26 protein-coding genes are annotated in these 24095 nt (G+C 65.3%); 12 read left to right on the forward strand and 14 right to left on the reverse strand.

Annotated features, from left to right (window positions below):
* Positions 1–5 precede the first annotated feature (5 nt).
* Positions 6–419: an 8-oxo-dGTP diphosphatase MutT gene (mutT, locus tag AC522E_RS00500; protein WP_500748465.1), complete on the reverse strand. Its 414-nt coding sequence runs from the start codon at positions 417–419 to the stop codon at positions 6–8.
* A 122-nt stretch (positions 420–541) separates the two neighbouring features.
* On the opposite strand from mutT, the gene AC522E_RS00505 reads away from it, so the two are divergent.
* Complete coding sequence (locus tag AC522E_RS00505) at positions 542–922, forward strand: hypothetical protein (RefSeq protein ID WP_500748466.1); 381 nt, start codon at positions 542–544, stop codon at positions 920–922.
* Positions 923–968: 46 nt separating this feature from the next.
* Positions 969–1340, forward strand: a complete 372-nt coding sequence (locus AC522E_RS00510) for a hypothetical protein (RefSeq protein ID WP_500748467.1) — start codon at positions 969–971, stop codon at positions 1338–1340.
* Between the two features lie 12 nt (positions 1341–1352).
* Here AC522E_RS00510 and argJ read toward each other — a convergent pair whose 3' ends face one another.
* Positions 1353–2594 (reverse strand): bifunctional glutamate N-acetyltransferase/amino-acid acetyltransferase ArgJ, encoded by a 1242-nt coding sequence (argJ, locus tag AC522E_RS00515; protein WP_500748468.1) that lies wholly within the window; start codon positions 2592–2594, stop codon positions 1353–1355.
* Between the two features lie 170 nt (positions 2595–2764).
* Here argJ and AC522E_RS00520 point away from each other — a divergent pair, with 170 nt between their 5' ends.
* Entirely contained in the window at positions 2765–2980 is a 216-nt protein-coding gene (locus AC522E_RS00520; protein WP_500748469.1) for a hypothetical protein, read from the forward strand.
* 317 nt (positions 2981–3297) lie between these two features.
* Here AC522E_RS00520 and AC522E_RS00525 read toward each other — a convergent pair whose 3' ends face one another.
* Complete coding sequence (locus tag AC522E_RS00525; protein WP_500748470.1) at positions 3298–4182, reverse strand: peptidylprolyl isomerase; 885 nt, start codon at positions 4180–4182, stop codon at positions 3298–3300.
* 238 nt (positions 4183–4420) lie between these two features.
* Between AC522E_RS00525 and secA the strand changes: the two genes are divergently transcribed.
* The 4 genes from secA to AC522E_RS00545 all read left to right on the forward strand — a co-directional run bounded on the left by secA (position 4421) and on the right by AC522E_RS00545 (position 8969).
* Entirely contained in the window at positions 4421–7222 is a 2802-nt protein-coding gene (gene secA, locus AC522E_RS00530; protein WP_500748471.1) for a preprotein translocase subunit SecA, read from the forward strand.
* 134 nt (positions 7223–7356) lie between these two features.
* The gene (locus AC522E_RS00535; protein WP_500748472.1) at positions 7357–8046 is read left to right on the forward strand and encodes a helix-turn-helix transcriptional regulator; all 690 of its coding nucleotides are present in this window, start codon (positions 7357–7359) and stop codon (positions 8044–8046) included.
* 67 nt (positions 8047–8113) lie between these two features.
* Positions 8114–8482: a VOC family protein gene (locus AC522E_RS00540; protein ID WP_500748473.1), complete on the forward strand. Its 369-nt coding sequence runs from the start codon at positions 8114–8116 to the stop codon at positions 8480–8482.
* A 10-nt stretch (positions 8483–8492) separates the two neighbouring features.
* Positions 8493–8969, forward strand: a complete 477-nt coding sequence (locus tag AC522E_RS00545; RefSeq protein ID WP_500748474.1) for an EVE domain-containing protein — start codon at positions 8493–8495, stop codon at positions 8967–8969.
* A 60-nt stretch (positions 8970–9029) separates the two neighbouring features.
* Here AC522E_RS00545 and AC522E_RS00550 read toward each other — a convergent pair whose 3' ends face one another.
* The 3 genes from AC522E_RS00550 to AC522E_RS00560 form a co-directional block, all read right to left on the reverse strand.
* On the reverse strand, positions 9030–10349 hold the full coding sequence (locus AC522E_RS00550) for a L,D-transpeptidase family protein (protein WP_500748475.1): 1320 nt from the start codon (positions 10347–10349) through the stop codon (positions 9030–9032).
* A 141-nt stretch (positions 10350–10490) separates the two neighbouring features.
* Positions 10491–11444, reverse strand: coding sequence for an acetyl-CoA carboxylase carboxyltransferase subunit alpha (locus AC522E_RS00555; protein WP_500748476.1), 954 nt, complete (start codon positions 11442–11444; stop codon positions 10491–10493).
* A 126-nt stretch (positions 11445–11570) separates the two neighbouring features.
* Entirely contained in the window at positions 11571–12314 is a 744-nt protein-coding gene (locus tag AC522E_RS00560; RefSeq protein ID WP_500748477.1) for a methyltransferase domain-containing protein, read from the reverse strand.
* A 114-nt stretch (positions 12315–12428) separates the two neighbouring features.
* On the opposite strand from AC522E_RS00560, the gene gloB reads away from it, so the two are divergent.
* Both gloB and AC522E_RS00570 read left to right on the forward strand, forming a co-directional pair.
* Complete coding sequence (gloB, locus tag AC522E_RS00565) at positions 12429–13196, forward strand: hydroxyacylglutathione hydrolase (RefSeq protein ID WP_500748478.1); 768 nt, start codon at positions 12429–12431, stop codon at positions 13194–13196.
* Between the two features lie 77 nt (positions 13197–13273).
* Complete coding sequence (locus AC522E_RS00570; RefSeq protein WP_500748479.1) at positions 13274–14026, forward strand: GNAT family N-acetyltransferase; 753 nt, start codon at positions 13274–13276, stop codon at positions 14024–14026.
* On the opposite strand, the gene yddG is transcribed toward AC522E_RS00570, so the two are convergent.
* The gene (yddG, locus tag AC522E_RS00575; RefSeq protein ID WP_500748480.1) at positions 14007–14879 is read right to left on the reverse strand and encodes an aromatic amino acid exporter YddG; all 873 of its coding nucleotides are present in this window, start codon (positions 14877–14879) and stop codon (positions 14007–14009) included. The two genes, AC522E_RS00570 and yddG, sit on opposite strands and share 20 nt — an antisense overlap.
* 153 nt (positions 14880–15032) lie before the next feature.
* On the opposite strand from yddG, the gene AC522E_RS00580 reads away from it, so the two are divergent.
* Positions 15033–15551 carry a MepB family protein gene (locus AC522E_RS00580; protein ID WP_500748481.1) on the forward strand — a complete coding sequence of 173 codons (519 nt, stop codon included), beginning with the start codon at positions 15033–15035 and terminating at the stop codon, positions 15549–15551.
* Between the two features lie 43 nt (positions 15552–15594).
* On the opposite strand, the gene phbB is transcribed toward AC522E_RS00580, so the two are convergent.
* The gene (gene phbB, locus AC522E_RS00585) at positions 15595–16320 is read right to left on the reverse strand and encodes an acetoacetyl-CoA reductase (protein ID WP_500748482.1); all 726 of its coding nucleotides are present in this window, start codon (positions 16318–16320) and stop codon (positions 15595–15597) included.
* Positions 16321–16493: 173 nt separating this feature from the next.
* A complete protein-coding gene (locus tag AC522E_RS00590; RefSeq protein ID WP_500748483.1) occupies positions 16494–17672 on the reverse strand; it encodes an acetyl-CoA C-acetyltransferase in 1179 nt (392 codons plus the stop codon).
* A 254-nt stretch (positions 17673–17926) separates the two neighbouring features.
* On the opposite strand from AC522E_RS00590, the gene phaR reads away from it, so the two are divergent.
* A complete protein-coding gene (gene phaR, locus AC522E_RS00595; RefSeq protein ID WP_500748484.1) occupies positions 17927–18511 on the forward strand; it encodes a polyhydroxyalkanoate synthesis repressor PhaR in 585 nt (194 codons plus the stop codon).
* Between the two features lie 25 nt (positions 18512–18536).
* Here phaR and AC522E_RS00600 read toward each other — a convergent pair whose 3' ends face one another.
* From AC522E_RS00600 to mtgA, 3 genes are all read right to left on the reverse strand, one after another.
* Positions 18537–20165, reverse strand: coding sequence for an EAL domain-containing protein (locus AC522E_RS00600; RefSeq protein ID WP_500748485.1), 1629 nt, complete (start codon positions 20163–20165; stop codon positions 18537–18539).
* A 197-nt stretch (positions 20166–20362) separates the two neighbouring features.
* A complete protein-coding gene (rpmF, locus tag AC522E_RS00605; protein ID WP_500748486.1) occupies positions 20363–20548 on the reverse strand; it encodes a 50S ribosomal protein L32 in 186 nt (61 codons plus the stop codon).
* 200 nt (positions 20549–20748) lie between these two features.
* Positions 20749–21528: a monofunctional biosynthetic peptidoglycan transglycosylase gene (gene mtgA / locus AC522E_RS00610; RefSeq protein WP_500748487.1), complete on the reverse strand. Its 780-nt coding sequence runs from the start codon at positions 21526–21528 to the stop codon at positions 20749–20751.
* On the opposite strand from mtgA, the gene AC522E_RS00615 reads away from it, so the two are divergent.
* A complete protein-coding gene (locus AC522E_RS00615; RefSeq protein ID WP_500748488.1) occupies positions 21527–22453 on the forward strand; it encodes a polyprenyl synthetase family protein in 927 nt (308 codons plus the stop codon). The genes mtgA and AC522E_RS00615 overlap by 2 nt on opposite strands.
* A gap of 7 nt (positions 22454–22460) precedes the next feature.
* Here AC522E_RS00615 and AC522E_RS00620 read toward each other — a convergent pair whose 3' ends face one another.
* On the reverse strand, positions 22461–23378 hold the full coding sequence (locus AC522E_RS00620) for a DMT family transporter (RefSeq protein WP_500748489.1): 918 nt from the start codon (positions 23376–23378) through the stop codon (positions 22461–22463).
* Positions 23379–23494: 116 nt separating this feature from the next.
* Positions 23495–24043 (reverse strand): GNAT family N-acetyltransferase, encoded by a 549-nt coding sequence (locus tag AC522E_RS00625; protein ID WP_500748490.1) that lies wholly within the window; start codon positions 24041–24043, stop codon positions 23495–23497.
* Positions 24044–24095: the final 52 nt, after the last annotated feature.

Raw genomic sequence — 24095 nt, forward strand, 5'->3', positions numbered from 1 at the left:
GAGCCTCAGGCGCCGACGATGTCGATGAGGAAGGGAATCAGAGGCTCGTCGGCCGGCGGCATCGGGTAGGCGCGCAGCTCCTGCGGCTTCACCCATTTCAGGGCCTGACCTTCGAGCGATTGGACGAAACCCTCCCAGCGGCGGCAGATATAGAGCGGCATCAGCAGGTGGAAGCTCTCATAGGCGTGGCTCGCGAAAGTGAGGGGCGCGAGGCAGGCTTCCTTGACCGTGATGCCGAGTTCCTCGCGCAGCTCGCGAATCAGGGTCTCTTCGGGCCTCTCTCCGGGCTCCACCTTGCCTCCGGGAAATTCCCACAGGCCCGCCAGCTGCTTCCCCTCCGGCCGCTGCGCCAGAAGGATGCGGTTGTCCGTGTCCACGAGGGCGACGGCGACGACGAGGGTGAGCTTGAGAGGTGGCACACGAGGTCCGCAGGCTGGTTGCGGCGGCTGTCATAACCGGTTTTTCGATCCGGCGCGAACGGTTTCAAGCTTGACAGTTGCGACGGCCTTGTGAAACGTAACTCAGTATCGAAGGTTCCGAGATGACGGCAATGCGTATCCTCCCCGCCCTCGCTCTCAGCGGGCTCCTGTTCGGTGCGACGAGCGTGGAGGCGCAGCCCAAGAACTGCAACGTCCCGACATTCAGGACTGTCATGGGGCAAACGGCAGAGGCTGAAATGACCGTGCGAGCCGGGAATCCGTGCAGGATCACCCTGGGCACCTCGCTCGCTGCCATTTCAGACGCGCGCATTCTCACGAAGTCCGCCGTAGGCTCCGTCTCGGTGCAGGGAACGACGGTCGTCTATGTTGCCAAGGCAGGCTTTACGGGCGCGGATCGTTTCACGTGGGCCTGGGCCGGGCGCGACCGTTGGGGCAATGAGCGGACGTGGCCCGTTGAAGTGTCCGTGAAGGTCATACCGTAACGTGTCCGCCAATGAAATCCTGCCGCCGCAGCCTGAGGAGACACTGGTGAGAAGATCGATCCCGCTTGTGCTCGCCCTGTGGGTCGTCCCAGTTCCAGCCTTCGCGGAGGGGCCGGATTGTGTCGTGCCGCCGCTGATGTTCAACTCGCATACGGCGGATCTCGAATCGACCCTGACCGTTCGCGCCGGCAAAGGGTGCGGTTTTGGCCTTTCCGGAATTACCGGCGCGATCACCGAAGCCAGGATCACGCGGAAGCCGAAAGTCGGTGCCGCCGGGGTGCGGGGCCTGATGCCCTTCTATGTCGCGAAACCGGGCTATAAGGGGCCGGATGAATTCGCCTATACGCTGATCGGCACGGATCAGTACGGCAATCCGATGAGGATTACCGTGACACGCAAAGTGGACGTCATCCCGTAAGAACCGGAATCGTCAGCTCCGATAGTCGCCGTTGATTTCCACATAGGCCTTGGTGAGGTCGCAGGTCCAGGCCGTGGCCTCCCCGCGTCCGAGGCCGAGATCGACCCGGATCGTGATCTCGTCGCCCTTCATGTAGGCGGTGGTCCTGGCTTCGTCGTAGGCCGGGTCGCGGGCGCCCTTGAAGGCGACGCGGATATCGCCGAACCAGATCGCGAGCTTGTCGCGCTCCGCCGGTTCACCGGCTTTGCCGACCGCCATCACCACGCGGCCCCAATTGGCGTCCTCGCCGGCGACGGCGGTCTTCACCAGCGGCGAATTGGCGATCGCCATGGCGATCCGCTTCGCGGACTGTGCTCCTGTCGCCCCTGTTACCCTCACGGTGACGAACTTGCGCGCGCCTTCCCCGTCCCGCGCCACCTGCTGGGCGAGGTCGCCGAGAAGGCTCTCCAGCGCCTGGCGGAAATCCTTCAGGCGGCGGTCGCTCGGCAGGGAGATGGACGGGGCGCCACGTCTCGCCGCCGCTCCTGTGGCGAAGAACAGCAGCGTGTCCGAGGTCGACGTATCGCTGTCCACCGTTACGCAGTTGAAGCTCTTGTCGGCGCCCTTCTTGAGCAGGGCCTGCAGCACCGGCGCGGCGAGCGGCGCATCCGTGAAGATGAAGGACAGCATGGTCGCCATGTCGGGAGCGATCATGCCGGCCCCCTTGGCGATGCCGTTGATGGTGACCTCGACACCGCCGATGGTGGCCATGCGCGTGGCGACCTTCGGAAAGGTGTCCGTGGTCATGATCGCCTTGGCGGCGTCGATCCAGGCCTTCGGGGCCGCCTTCTGCTCGCATTTCTCCAGGACGCCCGAGAACTTGCCGGCGTCGAGAGGCTCGCCGATCACGCCGGTCGAGGCGATGAAGACCTGCGAGGCACGGCAGCCCGCAGCCTTGGCGGCAATGTCGGCCGTAAGCTTCACCGCCTCGGCGCCCTTCTTGCCGGTGAAGGCATTCGCATTGCCGGAATTGACCACCAGCGCCCGGGCGACCCCCTTGTCGAGATTCTTGCGGCACCAATCGACCGGGGCCGAGGGGCATTTGGAACGGGTGAAGACGCCTCCGACCGTCGTCTCCTTGTCCAGGGCCACATAGAGCACATCCGTCCGGTTCTTGTATCGGATACCGGCCTCCGCCGTCGCGATCCTGACGCCTTCGATGGCCGGAAGCGTCGGGTAGGATTTGGGCGCCAGCGGCGAGACGGTCTTGGACATGGAGGAACCCGTAGAAGGTCGAGAAAAAAGGCCTGAGAGACCGGCGACCTGTGGCTTTCCAAGGCTTTTTGTCAAGCCCGCGTTTCGTCGGGGCACCTTGATCGGGAACCGCGGCAGGAGGAACGGACCACCCGTCCCGTCGTTGAGCCCGCAAGCCAGGAGAGTTTCCGATGACCCGCAGCAAGCATCCGAAGACGATCGCCAGTGAACGCAACCGCGTCGATGAGCGCGCCGATCCCGGCATCGGTTCCTCCAAGGGCGCCTTCATGACCGGCGAGGACCCGCGCCGGATCGAAGGTGAATCGACCTTCGAGGGCGATGTGGAGAACGACACCACCCGTGAGGGCGGAGTCGATCCGAAGAAGCTCGGACGGACGAACAAGTAACATCGGAGCCTTTGACATCGCAGCCTTGCTGCCGATGCCATCCCCAGTGGCAAGCCCGCGAAAGGCGATGAAGGTTCGGCGCCGCGGGCCAGAGCTCCATCCCCCCGATGGCCATGCCGCCTCCGGCCTGAGCCGCGCGGCGTGAAACCTGTCGCCGCCGAGCTTCATGAGGGGGCGCAGCGGCCATCGTCGCTCTTCGATCCGAAACGCCGGTGGTCACGGGTTCCAGGCCCGGCCCGCGGGCTGTCCCGGAATGGTGGGCGCAACGGAAAAGGGCGGCCTTTCGGCCGCCCCTGTTGCCTCGATTCCTTCGAGCCTTACGGCTTCTTCTGCTCGACCAGATTGCCCTTGTCGTCGAGGCGCTCGATCTTGGCGTTCTTGCGCAGACCGACGATCAGGTCCTGCTGGGCCTTGCGCTCCAGATAGGCGTTGACCTGATCCTTCATCTCCTCGAAGGACGGGACCGGCTTGTTGCGCTTTTCCTCGACTTTGATCACGTGCCAGCCGAACTGGGACTTGACCGGGTCCGAGACTTGGCCGGGCTCAAGCTTGAAGGCGGCCTCCGCGAAAGGCTCGACCATGCGATCCTTGGTGAAGAAGCCGAGATCGCCCCCGTCCGACTTCGAGCCCGGATCCTTGGACAGCTCGTTGGCGACCTTGGCGAAATCCTCGCCACCCTTCACCCGCGCCGCCGCCTTCTTGGCGTCCTCCTCATTCTCCACGAGGATATGGCGGGCATGGACCTCCTGCTCAGGAGTCATGGTCTTGGCGGTCTCGTCATAGAGCTTCTTCGCCGCCTCCGGCGTCACCGCCTTGCGGGACTCCTGGTCGAGATACTCGTCGAGGAGGGTCTTATCCTTGGTATAGGCGAGCTTGCGGGCGAAATCCGGGTTGTCCCCGACCTTGGCGGCCTCGGCTGCCTTGGCGCCGAGCTTCAGGTCGACGAGATAGCTGGTCAGGAGTTCGCGCTTCTGATCCTCGGGGATGTTCGGCAATTGCAGAGCCGGGTCCGCCGCCGCCACCGCCAGATCCGCTTCCGTAATGTCCACGCCGTTGACCCGTGCGACGACCTTGCTGGCCTGCTGGGCGCCCGCTGCCGGGGCGGCTGGAGCTGCCCCCTGGGCAAGGGCGAGGCCCGCCGACAGGGGAAGGGCGACGCCGAGAGCAAGAAGGCTCCCGCGAAGCGATGATGAAACTGACATGTCTGATCCTCTCCTGGGAATCGCCCACAATGGCGTCGAGCGATGACCGAGTTCATTGCGGTTTGCAAGTAATACCCTATCTATGGCACACGCCTCGCAGACTGCCGGAGCCTCAGGACGCGCGCCGGGGACATGTGCCCTCTTGGCGCAGTCTTTTAGATGCGCTCCTGCATAATTAAGTCTATAACGCCGCTCAAATTAACGTTTCTCCAGAATCCCAGAAGCTCGAAGGCCCTCGATGTTCGGAACACTCGCGAAGAAAATCTTTGGTTCGGTCAACGATCGCCGGCTGAAGTCCTACCGGCCTAAGGTGGCGGCCATCAACGCGCTGGAGCCCGAGTTCGAGGCCCTCTCCGACGATCAGCTGCGGGCGAAAACCGAGGAATTCAGAGCCCAGCTCGCCGCCGGCAAGGCTCTGGACGACCTTCTCATTCCGGCTTTCGCAACCGTCCGCGAGGCTGCCAAGCGCACCCTCGGCCAACGCCATTTCGACGTGCAGCTCATCGGCGGCATGGTTCTTCATGAAGGCTCCATTTCCGAGATGCGGACGGGCGAAGGCAAGACCCTGGTCGCAACTCTTCCGGTCTATCTCAACGCCCTCGCGAGCAAGGGCGTTCACGTGGTCACGGTGAACGACTACCTCGCCCGTCGCGACGCCGAGTGGATGGGCCAGATCTACCGGTTCCTCGGCCTGACCGTCGGCGTCATTGTCCATGGGCTCGACGATGTCGAGCGCGCCCAGGCCTATGCCGCGGACATCACCTACGGCACCAACAACGAATACGGCTTCGACTATCTGCGCGACAACATGAAATATGAGATGTCGCAGATGGTCCAGCGCGGACACAACTTCGCGATCGTCGACGAGGTCGACTCGATCCTGATCGACGAGGCCCGTACGCCGCTCATCATCTCCGGCCCCCTCGACGACCGGTCCGAGCTCTACAACGCCGTCGACAAGGTGATCCCGCGGCTCAACAAGAGCGATTACGATCTCGACGAGAAGCAGCGCGCCGTGTCACTGACCGAGGCCGGCACCGAGAAGATGGAAAATCTTCTGCGGGAGGTGGGCCTCCTGACCGAAGGCGATCTCTACGACGCCCACAATGCCACCCTGGTCCACCACATGAACCAGGCGCTCAGGGCCCATACCCTGTTCCAGCGCGACAAGGACTATATCGTCCGCAACGGCGAGGTGGTGATCATCGACGAGTTCACCGGCCGCATGATGCAGGGCCGGCGCTATTCGGAAGGCCTGCACCAGGCCCTCGAGGCCAAGGAGCGGGTGCAGGTCCAGCCTGAGAACCAGACGCTGGCCTCCATCACGTTCCAGAACTATTTCCGCCTTTACGACAAGCTCGCCGGCATGACCGGCACGGCGGCGACGGAGGCCGACGAGTTCCTCGAGATCTACAACCTCGAGGTGGTCGAGATCCCGACGAACCGTCCCGTCGCCCGTATCGACGACGACGACGAGGTCTACCGGACCGCGGAGGAGCGCTACAAGGCCGTCATCCGCGATATCGAGGCGGCATCCTCGCGCGGGCAGCCGATCCTGGTCGGCACCACCTCCATCGAGAAATCGGAATATCTGGCCGAGCTTCTGATCAAGGACGGCTTCACCCTGATCGACTTCGAGAACCCGCATGCCCTGGAGCCACTCTACAAAGCGGCCCGCGAGGGCAAGGCGACAAGGCATTTCGCGGTGCTGAACGCGCGCTTCCACGAGCAGGAGGCCTTCATCGTCGCCCAGGCCGGTGTGCCGGGCGCGATCACCATCGCCACCAACATGGCGGGCCGCGGAACGGATATCCAGCTCGGCGGTAACGCCAAAATGCGGTTCGAACGCGAGCTGGTCGGGCTCGAGGGCGAGGAGCGGGCCGCGAAGGAGAAGGAGATCCTCGAGGAGATCACCTCCTTCAAGGACAAGGCGCTCGCCGCCGGCGGCCTCTACGTGCTCGGCACCGAGCGCCATGAATCCCGACGCATCGACAACCAGCTGCGCGGCCGTTCGGGCCGTCAGGGCGATCCCGGCCGGTCGAAGTTCTACCTGTCGCTTCAGGACGACCTGATGCGCATCTTCGGCTCCGAGCGGATGGACGGCATGCTCCAGAAGCTCGGCCTGAAGGAAGGCGAGGCCATCATCCATCCCTGGATCAACAAGGCCATCGAGCGGGCGCAGGCGAAGGTCGAGGCGCGCAACTTCGACATCCGCAAGAACATCCTGAAATACGACAACGTCATGAACGACCAGCGCAAAGTCGTCTTCGAGCAGCGCAAGGAGTTCATGGCGGAAGAGAGTGTGCGCGAGACCATCGACGACATGCGCAACGGCGTCATCGAGGACATCGTCGCTCGCGCCATTCCCGAGCACGCCTATGCGGAACAGTGGGACATCACAGGCCTCAAAGGCAGCGTCGCCAACTTCCTCAACCTCGATCTGCCGATCGAGGATTGGGCGAAGGAGGAAGGCATCGCAGACGACGAGATCCGCGAGCGCATCCGCAAGGCGGCCGACGAGTCCTATGGCAAGCGTGTCGAGGAAAACACGCCCGAGGTGATGAACTACGTGGAGAAGCAGGTGCTCCTCCAGAGCCTCGATCATCTGTGGCGCGAGCACCTCGTCACCCTCGATCACCTGCGCCAGGTCATCGGCTGGCGCGGCTATGCCCAGCGCGATCCGCTCAATGAGTACAAGTCCGAGGCCTTCGAGCTCTTCAACAGCCTCGTCGGCCATCTGCGCGAGCAGGTCACGGGCCAGCTCATGCGCATCCAGGTGGTGTTCCAGCAGCCGGAGCCCGAAAGCCTGCCACCCATGTTCGCGCAGCATCTCGATCCCGCCACCGGCGAGAACGAGTTCGATCTCGCCCATAGCGGCCTCGGTGCCGCTCCGGCCCTGGGCTATGCGGCCTCCAACGGCGCCACGAATGGCCGCGATCCGAACGATCCTGCGACCTGGGGCCGCGTCGGCCGCAACGAGCCCTGCCCCTGCGGCTCGGGCAAGAAGTTCAAGCATTGCCACGGGCAGTTCGTGGCTTAAGCCCGAGGTGGAGACGACCACAAAAAAGCCCGGCCATGCGCCGGGCTTTTTTGTTGGGGCGGTCGCGCTCTCGCTGGCGGCCTCGATCAATTCCTGCCAGGAATTGGCAGCGTCTTCGCAGTCAAAGCCGTCTCATGTCCCGCTCCCAGCGCCTGCTCGACCTGATCCAGATCCTCCGCCGCCACCGGCGGCCGGTGAGCGGTCGGGTGCTGGCCGAGGAGATGGGGATCAGCATTCGAACACTTTACCGGGATATCGCCACGCTGCAGGCGCAGGGGGCGCATATCGAAGGCGAGCCGGGTCTGGGCTATGTGCTGCGGCCCGGCTTCATGCTTCCGCCCCTCATGTTCTCGGAGGAAGAGATCGAAGCTCTCGTCCTGGGTTCGCGATGGGTCGGCGACCGGGGCGACGATCGCCTTGCGCTGGCTGCGCGCAACGCGCTTGCCAAGATCGCGGCCGTCCTGCCGGAGGACCTGCGCGGGAACCTCGATGCCTCGACGCTTCTGGTCGGCCCGGGCGAACCGGTCGCCGTGGACAATGCGGGCCTGAGCCTCATTCGGAAGGCCATCCGCACCGAGCGGCGACTCGATATCGTCTATCGCGACGCCGGCGGCGCGGAATCCAAACGCACGATCTGGCCCTTCGCCCTCGGCTTCTTCGACCATGTCCGCGTTGTTGTCGCCTGGTGCGAGCTTCGGCGGGATTTCCGGCATTTCCGGGCGGACCGGATCGTGGCTCTGGATCCGCGGGAGGAGCGCTATCCCCGCCGCCGACAGGTTCTCCTCAAGGAATGGCGGGAGGCTGAAGGGATCCGAGCCGAATAAGGCATGCTGCCAGTTTCTGACAGGAGGCATCTCTAAAGTTGCCTCGCACGTCCGAGGAGACCATCCGATGTCACAGCCGACCTACATCCTGCTTTATGTCGAGAGCCCCGCAAAGAGCGCCGCCTTCTATGCCGACCTTCTGAACCTCGAACCTCTCGAAGCCTCGCCCACCTTCGCGCTGTTTGCCGTGAATCCAGGCCTGATGCTCGGTCTGTGGTCGCGGCGGACCGTCGAGCCGGTGGTCACGGCGCCCGCAGGGGGAGGCGAGATCGCCATTTCCGTCGAAGACGAGGCGGCGGTGCGAACAACCCATGCGAGGTGGAGCAGGCTCGGGCTGACCATTCTTCAGCCGCCTGCCGCCATGGATTTCGGCTTCACCTTCACGGCGCTCGATCCGGATGGCCATCGCCTCCGCGTCTTCGCGCCGGGCGCCTGAGGGGTCGACCATGCGGAAGAACTGGCTCGCCATCGCATCCGCCGCCCATGTCCGGCGTGGCCGGTCCGAGGGCTACATGCAGGTCTGCCACGGCAAGGCCGCTCCCCTGCGCCGCATCCGTCCCGGGGATGCGGTCGTCTACTATTCTCCAACCATCGACCTCGTCGGCGGGGACCGGCTGCAGGCGTTCACCGCGATCGGGATCGTGCAGGAGGGCGAGCCCTACCCCTTCGATATGGGCGGCTTCCGTCCGTTCCGACGGGACGTGCGGTGGCTTCCAGCCCAAGAAGCGCCGATCAAGCCGCTCCTCGACCGGCTCGACCTGACTGCGGGCAAGGCCAACTGGGGCCACCCACTCCGCCTTGGGCTCCTCGCGATCGGCGGGCATGACCTCGACGTGATCGCCCGAGCCATGGAAGCCATCGTGCCGGATCCGGAGAATCTTCCGTCGGAGGCGCCTCAGATCCAGGCTCTCCTCCCGCTCTGACAACGAAAAAAGCCCGCCGGATCGGCGGGCTTTCCAAGGCTGGAAAAGGTGCGGACGACGTTAGTTCACGGCTGCCGCCACGCTGACTGGGCCCGAGACCTGTGCCCTCTTCTGGGGCACCGCCTTCGTCCCCGGAGCCGGACGGGCCGGAGCTGTGGCCGGGGCGACCTGGGCCGTCTCGGCCGCGGGCTGCGCGCTCGAGGAGCTGAAAAGGTCGCCGATGCCGTTGAACATCTTCTTGTAGAACGGCGCTTCCGCGGTTCCTGCCGGGGCCGTCTTGGCCACAGGTTGAGCGGGCGCCGCGGCCGCGACTTTCGTTTCCGGCAGTGGCACGGGTGCCTTGGCCGGGGCCGGGCTCTGGTTCATCGAGGCGAAGGCGAGCGTCGTCGACGGCAGCTCGGGCTTAACCTTGCCGGTCTCGTCGAGGGCGATCTGCTGCGGTCCGGAGGACAGGCCTTCGGGGCGGCTGACCGCGCCGAACCTGTCGCGGGCGTCCACCACGAGGGAACCGTCGGAGCCGACCGCGCCGGCCAGCGCCGTGCGGAACGACTCGTGCGAGTCACCATCGTGATACACGAGCTTCACCGGCTTCTCGCCGCGGGCGACGAGATCGGCGACCTCCTGCTCGTCCTTCTGGCGCTTCTCGGCAAGCGCGGCGGCCACCGCTTCACCGGAGGCGTTGAACTGATAGCGTCCGGAGGCCACGGCGATCCGTGGCTCTTCCTTCGTGACCTCGAAATAATCCGAGCCTTCCTTGAGGTTCTTCCAGAACGCGATGTTCGGATCGAGCCGGTGCTGCGCCAGGTTCTTGGCCGTCATCCGGAACGGATAGGCCTGGAACTGGAAACCCCGCTGGCCGCTGGCGAAAGCCTCGCGTGCCACCGCGTAGATCTCGGCGATGCTCTCGTCCGTCATGGCGAAGCAGCCGCGCGAGGAGCACGAGCCGTGCACCATGATGTCGCCGCCATTGCGGCCCAGCGACCGGTCGAAAGTGTTGGGATAGCCGGTATCGAAGGACAGGTAATAGGCGGAGTTGGGGTTCATCTGCGACGGCGTGACCGTGTAGAAGCCCTCCGGCACCTGCCGGTCGCCCTCGCGGGTCTTGGGGCCGAGCTGGCCCGACCAGCGGCAGATCGGATAGGTCTTGAGGAGCGCGTAGCGGCCGTCCGTGCCGCGCTTCCAGACCTCCATCTCCGATTCCTTCTTGAAGGCCCGGATCAGGATGGGATCGTTCTTGGTCATCCCTTTGCTGGACATGAGCGCCATGGTGGCGGCCGGGATCGGCGTCAGGTGGCGCGTCGAGCTCCGGGAGAAGCCATTGTCCTGACAGGCGGCAAGCGCGAGCGTCAGGCTCGCGGCCAATACGATACGCTTCATCATAGGGGACCCCGCAATTTTTTTGATCCGCCCGGACTGATCCGGTCGGTTCCCCGATAGCCTTAGATTGTTAGCCTTAACTCCCACTTACCGCAAGCGGCGGCGTTACGGAGTTATGGTGAAGTTCCCCTTAATGGTCACGCTTCAGAGCTTGCGGCCGATGTTGAGGAACTTCTCGGCGCGATGGTCGCGCAGTTCCGCCGGGCCCATATTGCCGAGATCCTGGAGCGCCTCCTCGATGGCGCTGCCGGCCGCGGCGATGGCGGACTGCGGATCGCGATGGGCGCCGCCCGTCGGCTCGGTGACAATGCCGTCGATGACGCCAAGGCGCAGGAGATCCTGGGCGGTGATCTTCATGTTGGTGGCCGCGTCCTGGGCGCGCGCCGCATCGCGCCAGAGGATGGAAGCCGCGCCTTCCGGCGAGATCACGCTGTAGATCGCGTGCTCCATCATGAGAACCTTGTTGGCCGTCGCGATGGCGATGGCTCCGCCGGAGCCGCCCTCGCCGATGACGAGGGAGACGTTCGGCACCCCGAGGCCGAGCTGCGCTTCCGTGGACCGGGCGATGGCTTCGGCCTGCCCGCGTTCCTCGGCCTCGATGCCGGGATAGGCGCCGGCCGTGTCCACGAAGGAAAGGACCGGCAGGCCGAAGCGGTCCGCCATCTCCATCAGGCGCACGGCCTTCCGATAGCCCTCGGGACGGGCCATGCCGAAATTGTGCCGGATGCGGGTTTCCGTGTTGAAGCCTTTTTCCTGACCGAGGACGCACACGGACTGGCCCCGGAAGCGCCCGAAGCCCCCGACGATGGCCTCGTCCTCCGCGAACTTGCGGTCTCCGGCGAGGGGGGTGAAGTCGGTGATCAGGCTGGCGCAGTAATCGATGAAATGCGGTCGCTGGGGATGCCGGGCGACCAGGGTCTTCTGCCAGGGGGTGAGCTTGGCATAGAGATCCTTCAGGGCGTCGGCGGCCTTCGCCTCGAGGCGATTGATGTCGTCGGAAATCGAGACGGCATCCCGGTTCTCGCCGAGGGCCCTGAGTTCTTCGACTTTGGCTTCAAGCTCGGCGACCGGCTTTTCGAAATCGAGATAACTGCGCATCAGACTCTATGAAAAATGAAAAACCGGCGCCGACCTCGTCGGTCCCCGCCGGACCGGGCGGACACTGGCGATTTGGCGGCTTCAAGTCAAGTTGAGCGCGTTCCAAGTCCCTGGATAGGGTTGGAATCAGGGTAATTCCATCACCCGGGAGGCGGGGGCGGGAACGAAAACCGGCGCAAGGCGGGTCGCGCGCCGCACTGCGCGAACGGCCCCCGGCCGGTAGAGCTGCTTGGTGGCCTCGACAATGTGGAGGCCGGCAAAGGGCAAGGAAAATCCGATGCCGATCTGCTCCCAGGCCTGGGCCGTGCTCAGGAGGAAGCGGTTGCGCAGGGGCGGCACGTAAAGGGTCTCGGCCCAACCCTCGGGAGAGAACCATGTCTGACGCATCAGCCCCCTGAGCTGGGACCGGCTGTAGGGCTGGCCATGGCCGAAGGGGGTCGTGTCCATGCGGGCCCAGAGGCCGCGCCGGTTCGGCGCCACCAGGATGATCCGTCCCCCCGGGGTCAGGATCCGCCAGATTTCATGGAGCAGTTCGGTGGGGCTTTCCACCGTTTCCAGGGCGTGGACCACAAGCACCCGGTCGATGGAGGCGTCCGGCAGGGGCATCATCAGGGGATCGACGAGGGCGGATGCGGACGCCCCCGTGCTCGGCCAGTTCACAACTCCCTGGCTGGCCGGCATGAAGGCCAGCACACGCTCGCAATCGGCGCGGACCGCCGCAAGATAGGGCGAGGCGTAGCCGAGGCCGAGCACGCGCAGGCCCGTCAGCTTTCCCCAGAAGCGCCCGACGGCCCGTCCGACGAAGCGGCGCGTGACGCCCCCGAGGGGACTGGCATAGAAGCTGCGCAGATCCGTGATGTCGATGCTCATGCGCCGTCCGTCAGTCTTTCCGCCCGATGAACCGATCGCCTGCGCGGCCAGGGTCTGGTTTCCATCCCGGACTGTCCCATGATAACCGGTGAAGCATCAAGCCAAGGTCTCTTCATGCCCGCTCAGATTCACGCCTTCCTTTGCCGCGAAGACAATATCGGCGCCCTCGTCCACGATCCCAAGACGGGCGCCTGCGCCGCCATCGATGCACCCGAGGAGGGACCGATCCTGAAGGCGCTCTCGGAGACAGGCTGGTCGCTGTCCGACATTCTCGTCACCCACCGGCATGGGGACCATGTGGCAGCCATCGCTCCCCTGAAGGAGCGCTTCGGCTGCCGGGTGATCGCGCCGCTCAAGGATGAGGATGTGATTCCGGAGGCGGACATGCTGGTGCGGGAGGGAGATTTCGTGCAGGTGGGCGACCTGCGCGCCGATGTCTGGGAAACGCCGGGCCATTGCAACGATCATGTCTCCTACTGGTTTTCCGCGGACCGGATTCTGTTCGCCGGCGATACCATCTTCACCCTCGGCTGCGGGCGTGTGCTCGAAGGCTCGTACGCGGATCTCTGGGCCTCGCTTCAACGCATCGCGGCCCTTCCCGACGATACCCGCGTCTATAGCGGCCACGACTATACGCTCTCGAATGGACGCTTCGCGCTGGCCGCCGATCCCGACAACGCCGCCCTGAAGCAGCGGATGGCCGAGGCGGAGGCCGCCAAGGCCGAGGGGCGGTTTCTCGTCCCCTCGACGATCAGCACCGAGAAGGCGACGAATCCGTTTCTGCGTGCCGGCGAAGCGGCCGTTGCCCGCTCGGTGCAGAAGGAAGGCGCGGCGCCCGCTGCGGTGTTCCAGGCCCTGCGCGAATGGAAGAACAGGTTCTGAGAGGTGGTGGCCGCGATGGATCCTTCACATCCGTTTGCCGCTTGTCATCGGTCAAGAGGACGGAAGGGCTCGAAACCATGAGCGATCACGATCTGATTCTCGGTCTTGAGAGCCGCCTCATGAATGCCTGGCCGGCCTTCGACTACCAGGCCTATGAGGGCTGGATCCTGCGTCTGGCCAACGGCTACAGCAAGCGGGCCAATTCCGTGACGCCGTTCATGCCGGGCGCATCCCTCGACGATGCGCTGATCGACTACATGATCCTGCGTTTCCTGGACGCGAACGTGCGTCCGACCTTCCGCCTGACCGGTCTGCAGGATCCCTCCGTCGACGATCTTCTCAAGAACCGCGGCTTCACAGAGATCGAACCGACCTTCGTGCTCACCGCTCCCGTGACCGGAGAGTGCGAGCCGGATCCCGAGGTCGCGATCGAGCCCCAGGTCTCGAAGCGTTGGGTGAGGGAGGCCGCGCATTCCTATGGCGGCGACAAGGCGGACGACGCCACCCTGATCCAGATCGTGTCCCGCATCCGCCAGAAGGCGGCCTTCGCGACGTTGAGTCTCGACGAGCGGCCCGTCGCCTGGGGCCTTGGGGTGGTGGAGAGAGGCTATGTGGGCCTCTACGACATCGTTGTCGCGCCGGACCTGCGTGGCATCGGCCTTGGGCGGAGGGTGGTGGCGAGCCTCATGGCCTGGGGCTGCCGCGAGGGTGCGCATACGGCCTACCTGCAGGTGCGCGAGGAGAACGAGATCGCCGTATCCCTCTACCGCGCCCTCGATTTCTCACGGGCCTACCGCTATACCCACCGGGTCATGCCGGGCGGCGCTTAGGCGTGAGCGTCGCCACCAGGGCGCCGAGCACGATCAATCCGCAGGACAGGCCGAGCGTGAGGGACGCCTCGGCGTAGCCAGCGACGACGAGAAGCAGCGTGGACAGAACCGGCGTCGCATAGGAGGCGACGCCGAGGAGGCGGATGTCGCCACGCTTCATGCCGATGTCCCACACATAGAAGGCTGCGCCGACGGGCCCGAGCCCGAGGCCGAGGAGCGCAAGCCATTGCAAGGTTGATTCGGGCCATACCGTGGTTTCGAAGAGCCAGTGGCAGACGAGGCTCAAGGCCGCGGTCACGAGGCAGAAGCCCGCCACCGCGTCCGTCGGCACCTCGCCGAAGCGCCGGGACAGGACCGAGTAGGCCGACCAGACGAAGGCGGCGACGACGGCGCAGATATATCCCGGCACGTATTCCGCCCGCGCGTCGAGCGCCCCACGGCCCGCGATGAGCACCACGACCCCCGCGAAGCCGAGAAGGGCGCCGACCACATGCGCCCGTCGCAGGTGCTCGCCCGGGAGAAACGACGAGAAGAGCACGATCAGGAGCGGCCAGAGATAGTTCAGCAGCCCGGCCTCGGCCGGCGGCGCCAGCCGAAGGGCCGCAAAGTAGAGCGCGTGATAGCCGAACAGCCCGCCGAGCCCGAGCGCCCAGACCTCCGGCTTCTGGCGCAGGGCCTTCAGGCCCTCGGGACGCCTGATCCAGGTCGTGACCCCGACGAGGCCGCCGACGAGAAAGGTCATTGCGGCGAGCTGGAAAGGCGGAATCCGTCCGGTCGCGGCTGTCAGCAGGGCCAGGAGGGACCAGAGCACAACGGCGATGAAGCCGATGGAAGTGGCGGTGCGTGTTGTCATGATGCCCGCCACCTAGCACGTCATCCCGGCCGTCGCGAAGCCCAGATTGAGGGACTGCCGGACGAGGTTCGCCAGCCGGACCTTTTGATAAAAGGATGGTCCTGGCCGCGAGGATGGTGGAACCCTCAGGCCACTGGCAGGAAGGATGGCTTCTTGAGCATTTTCGATGACAAGGTTCACCAGGACTTCCTGATCGCCCTGAAGCTTGTTTATGCGCCAAGCAGGTTTGAATGCTCCAAGCCGCAAGTGGAGAAGGAGAGCGCGGAATACGGCGCTTGCGCCGTCGAGCTGGACGGGAAAGCCTTAAGGTTTCGGGTTTCCAGGATCACGCCGACGAAGGTCGGGCAGTTCGTCACCTTCTGGAAGCGGATCGGGAACGGACCGATCCAGCCTTTTGACGCATCCGATCACGTCGACTTCTTCGTTGTCAGCTGCCGCAAGGGTCCGCTTTTGGGACAGTTTGTTTTCCCCGGTTCGGTGCTGCACGAGCGCGACGTCATCTCGATCGGTGGCGAAGGAGGCAAGCGCGCCATGCGCGTCTATCCGCCTTGGGACCGTCCCCCGAGCGTCCAGGCCTTGAGAACCCAGAGCTGGCAGCTCAGGTATTTCCTCGAAATACCTGAGGACGGCCCTGTCGATCTGGCCAGAGCGCGAGAACTCTACGATTTGTAAGCCTGGGATCCTCTCGATCCCAGGCCCCGTCAACGAGCGTTCATCACGCCATGTACTGCCCGCCGTTCACCGTGAGCGTCGATCCGGTGATGAAGCCGGCCTCGTCGCCCGCGAGGAAGAGCACGCTGCGGGCAATCTCCTCCGCCTCGCCGAGCCGGCCGACGGGAATGAGCGGGAGGATCTTGGATTTCAGCACGTCTTCCGGCACGGCCTTCACCATTTCGGTGGCGATGTAACCCGGCGCGATGACATTGACGGTGATGCCCTTGTTGGCATTCTCGAGGGCAAGCGCCTTGGCGAAGCCGACAACGCCGGCCTTGGCGGCGGAATAGTTGGCCTGCCCCATCTGGCCCTTCTGCCCATTGATGGAGGAGATCAGGATGATGCGCCCGAAGCCGCGCTCGCGCATGCCTTCGATGACCGGGCGCGTGCAGGTGAACATGGAATCGAGATTGGTGCGGATCACCGCCGACCACTGGTCGAAACTCATGCGGTGAAACATGCCGTCGCGGGTGATGCCAGCATTGTTGACAAGGATTTCGACCGGACCGAATTCCGACTCGATCGTGCGGATTCCGGCCTCGCAGGCGGCGGGATCGGACACGTCGAACTTATAGACGGGGATGCCGGTTTCGGCTTTGAAATGGCTCGCCGCTTCATCGTTGCCGCCATAATTCGCAACGACCGTGTAGCCGGCTGCCTTCATTGCCCGCGAGACCGCGGCTCCGATGCCACGGGTACCCCCCGTGACCAGTGTGACGCGCGCCATCCTCGTCTCCTTCCCATGATCCGTTTCAGACAGGTCTTCATTGCGAGCCTGTCTTTTCGTGACGGTCCGGATCGAGCCGGACCGCCCTGGATCATAGCTTAGGTTGCCAAGCAGAGCCTAGAAGGGGCGGGCCGCATTATTTTGCGATGCGCGCCTTTCTTTTGGTCCTTTGCTCAGCGCTCGAGGCACATGGCGATGCCCATGCCGCCGCCGATGCAAAGAGTTGCCAGGCCCTTCTTGGCGTTGCGGCGGCCCATTTCGTGCAGCAGCGTGACGAGGACGCGCCCGCCCGAGGCGCCGATCGGATGCCCGATGGCGATGGCGCCGCCATTGACGTTCACAATGGACGGGTCCCAGCCCATGTCCTTGTTGACCGCCAGCGCCTGCGCCGCGAAGGCCTCGTTCGCCTCCACCAGCTCCAGGTCGGAGACCTTCCAGCCGGCTTTCTCCAGGGCCTTGCGGGAGGAGGGGATGGGGCCCGTGCCCATGATCGCCGGGTCGACGCCAGCGGTCGCCCAGGAAGCGATGCGGGCCAGCGGCGTGAGGCCGCGCTTCTCGGCCTCGGCTTCCGACATGAGAACGATCGCAGCCGCGCCGTCGTTGATCCCGGAGGCATTGCCTGCCGTTACCGTGCCGTCCTTCGAGAAGGCGGGCTTCAGCTTGGCGAGGGCCTCGAGGGTCGTTCCGGCGCGGATGTATTCGTCCTGGTCCACCACGATGTCGCCCTTGCGGGTCGAGATGGTGAAGGGGACGATTTCGTCCTTGAACCGCCCTGCCTTCTGGGCGGCTTCGGCCTTGTTCTGCGAGGAAACAGCGAACTGGTCCTGTTCCTCGCGGGTCAGCTGCCAGCGCTGGGCCACGTTCTCGGCGGTGTTGCCCATATGGTAGCCATGGAACGCGTCCATCAGGCCGTCGCGGAGCATGGTATCGACGAGCTTGAAATCACCCATCTTGGTGCCGCTGCGCATATGGGCGGCGTGCGGGGCCTGTGACATGGATTCCTGGCCGCCAGCGACAATGATGCTGGCGTCGCCGTTGGCGATCTGCTGCAGGCCGATGGCGACGGTGCGCAGGCCTGAGCCGCAGAGTTGATTGAGCCCCCAGGCCGTCTTCTCCTGGGGGACACCCGCAGCCATGGCGGCCTGCCGGGCGGGATTCTGGCCCTGTCCGGCGGTCAGGATCTGGCCGAGAATCACCTCGTCGACATCCGCGGCGTCGACCTTGGCCCGCGCGAGCGCTTCCTTGATGGCCACGGCTCCGAGTTCATGGGCGGGCGTGTTGGCGAACGCGCCGTTGAAAGAGCCGACGGCTGTCCGTGCCGCGCCGACGATGACGATGTTGTCCCGGGCCATTCCGATCTCCTGTGCTGAAGGGGCAAGCAGCCTCTTGATGTGCGATCAAAGCGCCGGATGGAGGGAAGTCAAGCGCCGTCGCCCGCATCCTGGTGTCTATATAGGCACGGGAGCGGAAAACGCTCTTAGACTTTTAGGGCTTTGATCGCAGGCTGGAACACTTATAAGTTGATGCGATGGCTGACGTTCCTGCTTGCGAACCAGGGACTGCCGGCTCGCCGGGTTTTCGCATACAACAGGACGCATCGGGTTCCATGGCGACGGACAAGCAGACCGACAAGAAACCGACCGTTATCAAGAAATACGCCAATCGCCGCCTCTATCACACCGGGACCTCCACCTATGTGACGCTCGAGGATCTGGCCGGCATGGTCCGCCAGGGCGAGGATTTTCTCGTCTACGACGCCAAGACCGGCGAGGACATCACCCGCTCGGTGCTGACCCAGATCATCTTCGAGCAGGAGAACAAGGAAGGGCAGAACCTCCTGCCCGTCACGGTCCTGCGCCAGCTGATCCGGTTCTATGGGGACAGTCTGCAGTCGCTCGTGCCCAGCTATCTCGAGTTCTCCATGGAGAATCTGTCTCGCGAGCAGCAGAAGCTTCGCGAGCAGATGTCTCAAGCCTTCGGTCCTACGGCCTTCCAGACCATGGAGGAGCATGTTCGCAAGAACATGACGTTCTTCTCGGAGGCCATGCGCATGTTCTCCCCCTTCGCTCAGCGCGATGCGGCTGCCAGGGGTAAGACCGATGAGCAGGGCGAGGGCCCCGGCGACCTGCAGGATTTGAAGCGCCAGATGGCCGAGATGCAGGCGAAGCTCGACAAGCTCACCAGCAAGTAATTTCCGCGCCGTGGGTTCTACGCCCTCAGGCGCGTGCCCGCAGCGGGGTGAGGCCGGGGAGAAGCAGAGGCTCGGCCCGACCTGGAACGGCGCCCTGCAGGTAGTCGATTCCCCAGTCGGCGAGCTTCCGTGCGCTGGCTTCGTCATCCACGCCGTCCGCGATCGCCGCGATGCCGAGATGCTGTGCGATGTCGACGAGCCGTCTCACGAAGAGCCGGTCGTCGATGGAACGCGCCAGGACCTGGACGAAGACGCTGTCGATCTTGAGGAGATCGATGGGCAGATGCCGCAGATGGGCCAGGGAGGCGTGGCCGCTTCCGAACCCGGACAGAACGATGCCGACCCCGAGAGCCTTCATGGCGTCGAGGCGGCCCTTCGCTGCGCCCGGTTGCCGCAGGATGCATTCCGGAACCTCGATCAGGAGGCGCGATTCGATGCCAGGGCGAGCGCCAAGGTGGGCGGCCAGCATCGTCAGCCACTCGTTGTCGCGCAACGTGGCCGGCGCGATGGCAAAGCTCACCCTGGCCTCGGGCTGCCGGGCCAGATGATCCGCCGCCAGCTCGAGCACACGCCCGTCGACGAGGAGGGGCAGATTGGCCCCCTTGAGCGCAGGCAGCTTCCCTAAGGGAGCGCCCATCGCCGATGGATCGGTGAGGGGGCGGACCTGGGCGAAGGCGGTCTTGCGCGTCCGCGCATCCACGACCGGCTCGAGCACCAGGGTGAGGCGGCGATCATTGAGAGCCTGCACGATCTCGATCGGATCCGCGCCGCGCCTGGAAGCCGGCGAGGAGAGCCTGCGGGGATCGTGGAGAACGGCGCTCCCGGGCGCCGCGGTCGCGGTGTCGAGGGCCTGTTCCGCAAGTCGCAGCAGCCCGGCCGCTTCCAGCGCGTGGTCAGGGCCCACCGCGGCGCCGAGTGTGACCGGCAGATCATGGGCCGCTGCGAGACCCGCGAGCCGCGTCATGGCGCTCGCTGCGTCCCAGGCCGCGCACGACGCGAGGACCAGGGCGAACCGGTTTGCCGCAAGCGCCATAAGCATATCCCTGCGGCGCATCATCGGACGAAGGGCGCGGGTCAGGCGATCGACGACCGGTCCGTGATCCGTATCATCCAAGGTCCCGACGATGACCGTAAAGGAATGGGAATACCTGAGCGCTTCGGCAATGTCGGCATTCAAGCGGCCGAGCAGGGCCGAGCGGCGCCGGATTGCTTCCGGCATCAGGTCGTCGGCCGCTCTCTCCGCCCTCAGGAATCCGCGGGTGGCACGCAGGAGGCCGCTTGCGTCGGCTTCCCTCCGGCCCGCATCCTGCACCAATATCACATGGTCGGCGGCAAAGCGCAGGGCGTAGCGCAGATCGTAGGTGTCTCCCCCGCCGTCCTGGATCGCCGCGTTTCTGTCGGACAGGCCGCAGCCCGGTTCGACGAGGTCTGCAAGCGCCCGTCCCGTCCGGGGCAGGGCTTCGGCCGGGACGCCCAGAACCTTGCAGGCGTTCGGCCCCCAGGTCAGGGCGTCGCTGGCGGCATCCCACTCGTAGACAATGCCTTTCAGGGCGGCGAGGGCGGATTGCGGATCGGCCACCGGCAGGCTTTGGGTGTGCCGGGTCAGGGACACGCCCTTGAAAAACCCAGCCCGCCCCTGCCGCTTCCTCGTCATGACATCGATCCTTGAACGCATACATGGAGGGCGGGGCGGCGATCCGGCGCCCCTCGATCGCCCTCGACAACAGCTTTCAGGATCGGACGCGAGGCTTAACGAAGACTAAAGGCGGCGCCGTTCTTCCGTGGCATTCAACAACAAAAAGCCGGCGCTTGCGGCGCCGGCTTGATGAAAGTGCATGTCGCAGCTTGCGATTAGGCTTCCGACTTCACCGTGAGAACCTGACGGCCCCGGTACATGCCGGACTTCAGGTCGACGTGGTGAGGACGGCGCAGCTCGCCGGAATCCTTGTCCTCGATGTAGGTCGGGGCCTTCAAGGCATCGGCGGAGCGACGCATGCCGCGCCGCGAAGGCGACGTTTTTCTCTTTGGAACGGCCATTTCTCGTCTCCGGTCAACAGCGGAGCGCCCGCTCGAACCGGGGAACGCTCACATTAGGAACTTGATGAGGTTGCGCCTCATACAAGGTATTTGCGGAAATATCTAGCCCAAAACCGCGCGGCATCGGGGCGCTAGCGCATCGTGCGGTCCCAAAGGGCCGCGTGAACGGGCGGACCTGGATCCCGCATCGATCCGATGCTCTAGCCCCTGAGGCACTCGCTGAAGGGGGCGGCCACCTCCATACGCCCCATCAGCCGCGCCGCCAAGGCCTGATGCCGGGGCCGCGGGCGTCCCGGATTGCGCACGAGCGGGTTGGGGAGGGCCGTCGCGAGGAGGGCGGCCTCGCGACGGGTCAGGCTCTTCGCCGATTTCCTGAAATATTTCTGCGCGGCGGCCTCCGCTCCGAAGACACCCTCGCCCCACTCGGCGATATTAAGATAATTTTCCATCATCTTCCGCTTCGACCAGATGAGATCGAGATACAGCGCGACCGGCAGTTCCAGGCCCTTGCGGAGATAGGAGCGCCCCGGCCAGAGGAAGAGGTTCTTGGCCGTCTGCATGGGGATGGTAGAGGCGCCCCGGGCCGGGCCGTCCTCGTCGGCTGCCTCCACCACGTCCCGCAGGGCATCCCAGTCGACCCCCCGATGGTCGCAGAAGCGGCCGTCCTCCGAGGTCATGACGGCGAGCGGCAGCTGGGGAGAGATGTCCTCGAGGCTCACGAAATCGCGCTCGACCGGCTGGAGGGTGATCCAGCGACCCAGCATCAGGGTGGAAACAGGAGGTACGGCCCAATACAAAAGGCCTAGCCAAAACACCGCCGCCACCCATAAGAGAATGAGCCCGAGGCCGAGCCCCACGACACGGCGAAGCCAGCGGGAGACGGTCTTCGGCCATTGCCGGGAGGCCGGTTCCCGCGCCGGGCCCTGGCTCTCGTTTCCTTCGGACCGGTCGCCTTCCGCGCCCGAATTCAGGCTGAACATGATCTCATCCACTGGCTCTTTCATGGTGCGACTGTCCGAGGTCGCAAAGGAAGTCGAGGTCTGCCTCGAAGCGTTGCTATCAAACGAAACGCAATCGGGCGAAATGGCAAGGCCCGGGCGTCTCCTTTCCGCCATGCGGCACGCCGCACTCGGTGGCGGCAAGCGGTTGCGGCCGCTCCTGACCATCGAGTCGGCCCGGCTGTTCTCCCACGGAGGAGTGGGCCCCCTGCGGGCGGGAAGCGCCATCGAGCTGCTGCATTGCTATTCCCTCGTCCACGACGATCTGCCTTCCATGGACGACGATGACATCCGGCGAGGGCAGCCGACGGTTCACAGGGCCTTCGACGAGGCCACTGCGATCCTCGCCGGTGATGCCCTCCAGACCCTAGCCTTCGAGGTTCTGGCCGATCCGGCCACGGATTCCGACGGGGCCGTCCGGGCGGACCTGGTGCTGGGCCTGGCGAGGGCCTCGGGCGTCGGAGGCATGGTCGGCGGCCAGATGCTCGATCTCGCGGCGGAGGGGCGCTACGGATCCGCAACCCTGGCCGAGGGCGAGATCCGGCGCCTCCAGATGATGAAGACGGGGGCGCTTCTGGCGTTTTCCGTCACGGCCGGGGCCATCCTCGGCCGGGCCGATGCAGCGGCGCGCGAGGCGCTGGGAATCTTTGGCCAGGCCCTCGGCGCCGCCTTCCAGGTGGCCGACGACATCCTCGACCGGGAGGCTTCTGCCGAGGCGCTGGGCAAACGGACGGGCAAGGATCTCGAAAAGGGCAAGGCCACTCTGGTCGACCATCTCGGCATGGACGGCGCCAAGCGGGAATGCCGGCGTCTTGTCGCGGAGGCCGAGGGGGCGCTGGAGGCCTTTGGGGACAGGGCCGACATCCTGCGCGCAGCGGTCCGTTTCGTGGCGGAACGGGAGGTCTGAAGGGACCTCACATTTCCGTCGACCGGCGTTCCTTGGCCCAGCGCGGCGGCTTGAGTTCGCTGACGATCACGCCTGCGACGATCAGACCGGCACCGATCAGGGCGGCGGCGGGGAGACGCTCGCCGGCAAGCCTCCCGACGATCCCGGCCCAGACCGGCTCCCCGGCATAGATCACCGTCGCCCGGGTGGGCGAAACGGTCTTCTGCGCCCAGTTCATTGCGAGCTGGATGCCGGCGCTGGCGATGCCGAGTCCCACGGCGCTCGCCACCAGCAGGCCGGACATGGCCGGGATGGGCTCTCCCATGGGGGCCATGCCGCCGAAGGCCAGGAGGGAGGCTGTGGCGAGCTGCACGACCGTGACGCGGCGCACGTCGACCCTTCCGGCATAGCCGCCGATGAGGATGATCTCGGAGGCGATCGCGACGGCACTGACCAACGTCAGCAACTCGCCGATCCCCAGCCCGATCGAGGTGCCCTCCGGTCCGGCGAGCAGCACGAGGCCGCCGAAGGCGAGGGCGATGCCGAGCCAGGACATGAGTGCCGGGGGACGACGCAGGACCAGCCATTGCAGCAGGGGCACGATGGGCACATAGAGCGCCGTGATGAAGGCGGATTTGCTGCTCGGGATCGTCTGCAGCCCGTAGGTCTGGAGCGTGTAGCCGAAGAAGATGCTGATGCCGATCAGGATCCCGGCCCTGGCCTCCTGCCAGGTCAGTCCGCGAAGGATGGGAGCGGCGAGAATTGCCATGAGCAGCGCGGCGGTGCCGAAGCGCAGGCCGACGAAGAACAGGGGGCCGCTCACGGCCAGGACGTTCTGGACGGTCAGGAAAGTCGCGCCCCAGATCACCGTGATGAAGACCAGCACGGCCTCGCTCCGGCTGAAGAAGAAGCGAAGGCGGGGAGCAGAGGGGGAAGCGGCGACCACGGACAATCCTTGCGTGAGATGCGCCGTGGGTATGGGCAAGCACGCGGCTGGTCAAGTGAACCGACCGCCACGGGGAGAAGGACCAGGACCTTACCCTGGGGACCCCGCCGGCGGGCCTATCCCGCCGTCGGCACCCAGAACCTGAGCTTCGGTTGTTCCGTGGTGCTCGAGGTGACGAACGTGCCGTCAAAAATGCCGCCATTGGCGAGGATGACCTTCCGCGAGGCCTCGTTGGTCTCGTCGCAGGTGACCAACACCCGCGAGAATCCTTCCGCACGCGCCACCGGGAGGATCAGCCGCAGGGCCTGCGTGGCATAGCCGCGCCGCCGCTTCCAGGGCACGATCGCGTAGCCGATATGCCCAAGGCAGGTCGGGGGCAGCTCCTCGGTGCCGGGCTGGAAACGAAAGCCGATCCGCCCGCAGAAATCGCCATCGCTGATCCAGAAATCGTGCGCCGGGAGACGCGGCACCTCGCGGCCGTCGGGCAGGCGGATGGTGGGACTGTTATAGATATCGTGAAGGAAGCGCGCCGGATCGCGCCGCAATTGCTCCAGCTGCTCGCGGCTCACGTCCTGGTCCGTATTGGGGGACCAGCCCTGCGCGAGCGCGCGCTCGTAGCCGGGAAGATCAGTGGGGTTGGGGCGGATGAGAGAGAGGATCGTCATGACGGCGCGAGACTGGCATCGCGCCATGTCTCTGACAACAGGGTCTCTGACA

The sequence above is a fragment of the Microvirga sp. BF8 genome, assembly GCF_059888585.1.

Bases quoted from the DNA above. Each gene is read 5' to 3' on its own strand.
- AC522E_RS00505 (WP_500748466.1), top strand. From the start codon at position 542: ATGACGGCAATGCGTATCCTCCCCGCCCTCGCTCTCAGCGGGCTCCTG.
- argJ (WP_500748468.1), bottom strand. From the start codon at position 2,594: ATGTCCAAGACCGTCTCGCCGCTGGCGCCCAAATCCTACCCGACGCTT.
- AC522E_RS00520 (WP_500748469.1), top strand. From the start codon at position 2,765: ATGACCCGCAGCAAGCATCCGAAGACGATCGCCAGTGAACGCAACCGC.
- AC522E_RS00525 (WP_500748470.1), bottom strand. From the start codon at position 4,182: ATGTCAGTTTCATCATCGCTTCGCGGGAGCCTTCTTGCTCTCGGCGTC.
- secA (WP_500748471.1), top strand. From the start codon at position 4,421: ATGTTCGGAACACTCGCGAAGAAAATCTTTGGTTCGGTCAACGATCGC.
- AC522E_RS00535 (WP_500748472.1), top strand. From the start codon at position 7,357: ATGTCCCGCTCCCAGCGCCTGCTCGACCTGATCCAGATCCTCCGCCGC.
- AC522E_RS00540 (WP_500748473.1), top strand. From the start codon at position 8,114: ATGTCACAGCCGACCTACATCCTGCTTTATGTCGAGAGCCCCGCAAAG.
- AC522E_RS00545 (WP_500748474.1), top strand. From the start codon at position 8,493: ATGCGGAAGAACTGGCTCGCCATCGCATCCGCCGCCCATGTCCGGCGT.
- AC522E_RS00550 (WP_500748475.1), bottom strand. From the start codon at position 10,349: ATGATGAAGCGTATCGTATTGGCCGCGAGCCTGACGCTCGCGCTTGCC.
- AC522E_RS00555 (WP_500748476.1), bottom strand. From the start codon at position 11,444: ATGCGCAGTTATCTCGATTTCGAAAAGCCGGTCGCCGAGCTTGAAGCC.
- AC522E_RS00560 (WP_500748477.1), bottom strand. From the start codon at position 12,314: ATGAGCATCGACATCACGGATCTGCGCAGCTTCTATGCCAGTCCCCTC.
- gloB (WP_500748478.1), top strand. From the start codon at position 12,429: ATGCCCGCTCAGATTCACGCCTTCCTTTGCCGCGAAGACAATATCGGC.
- AC522E_RS00570 (WP_500748479.1), top strand. From the start codon at position 13,274: ATGAGCGATCACGATCTGATTCTCGGTCTTGAGAGCCGCCTCATGAAT.
- yddG (WP_500748480.1), bottom strand. From the start codon at position 14,879: ATGACAACACGCACCGCCACTTCCATCGGCTTCATCGCCGTTGTGCTC.
- phbB (WP_500748482.1), bottom strand. From the start codon at position 16,320: ATGGCGCGCGTCACACTGGTCACGGGGGGTACCCGTGGCATCGGAGCC.
- AC522E_RS00590 (WP_500748483.1), bottom strand. From the start codon at position 17,672: ATGGCCCGGGACAACATCGTCATCGTCGGCGCGGCACGGACAGCCGTC.
- phaR (WP_500748484.1), top strand. From the start codon at position 17,927: ATGGCGACGGACAAGCAGACCGACAAGAAACCGACCGTTATCAAGAAA.
- AC522E_RS00600 (WP_500748485.1), bottom strand. From the start codon at position 20,165: ATGACGAGGAAGCGGCAGGGGCGGGCTGGGTTTTTCAAGGGCGTGTCC.
- rpmF (WP_500748486.1), bottom strand. From the start codon at position 20,548: ATGGCCGTTCCAAAGAGAAAAACGTCGCCTTCGCGGCGCGGCATGCGT.
- AC522E_RS00615 (WP_500748488.1), top strand. From the start codon at position 21,527: ATGATCTCATCCACTGGCTCTTTCATGGTGCGACTGTCCGAGGTCGCA.
- mtgA (WP_500748487.1), bottom strand. From the start codon at position 21,528: ATGTTCAGCCTGAATTCGGGCGCGGAAGGCGACCGGTCCGAAGGAAAC.
- AC522E_RS00625 (WP_500748490.1), bottom strand. From the start codon at position 24,043: ATGACGATCCTCTCTCTCATCCGCCCCAACCCCACTGATCTTCCCGGC.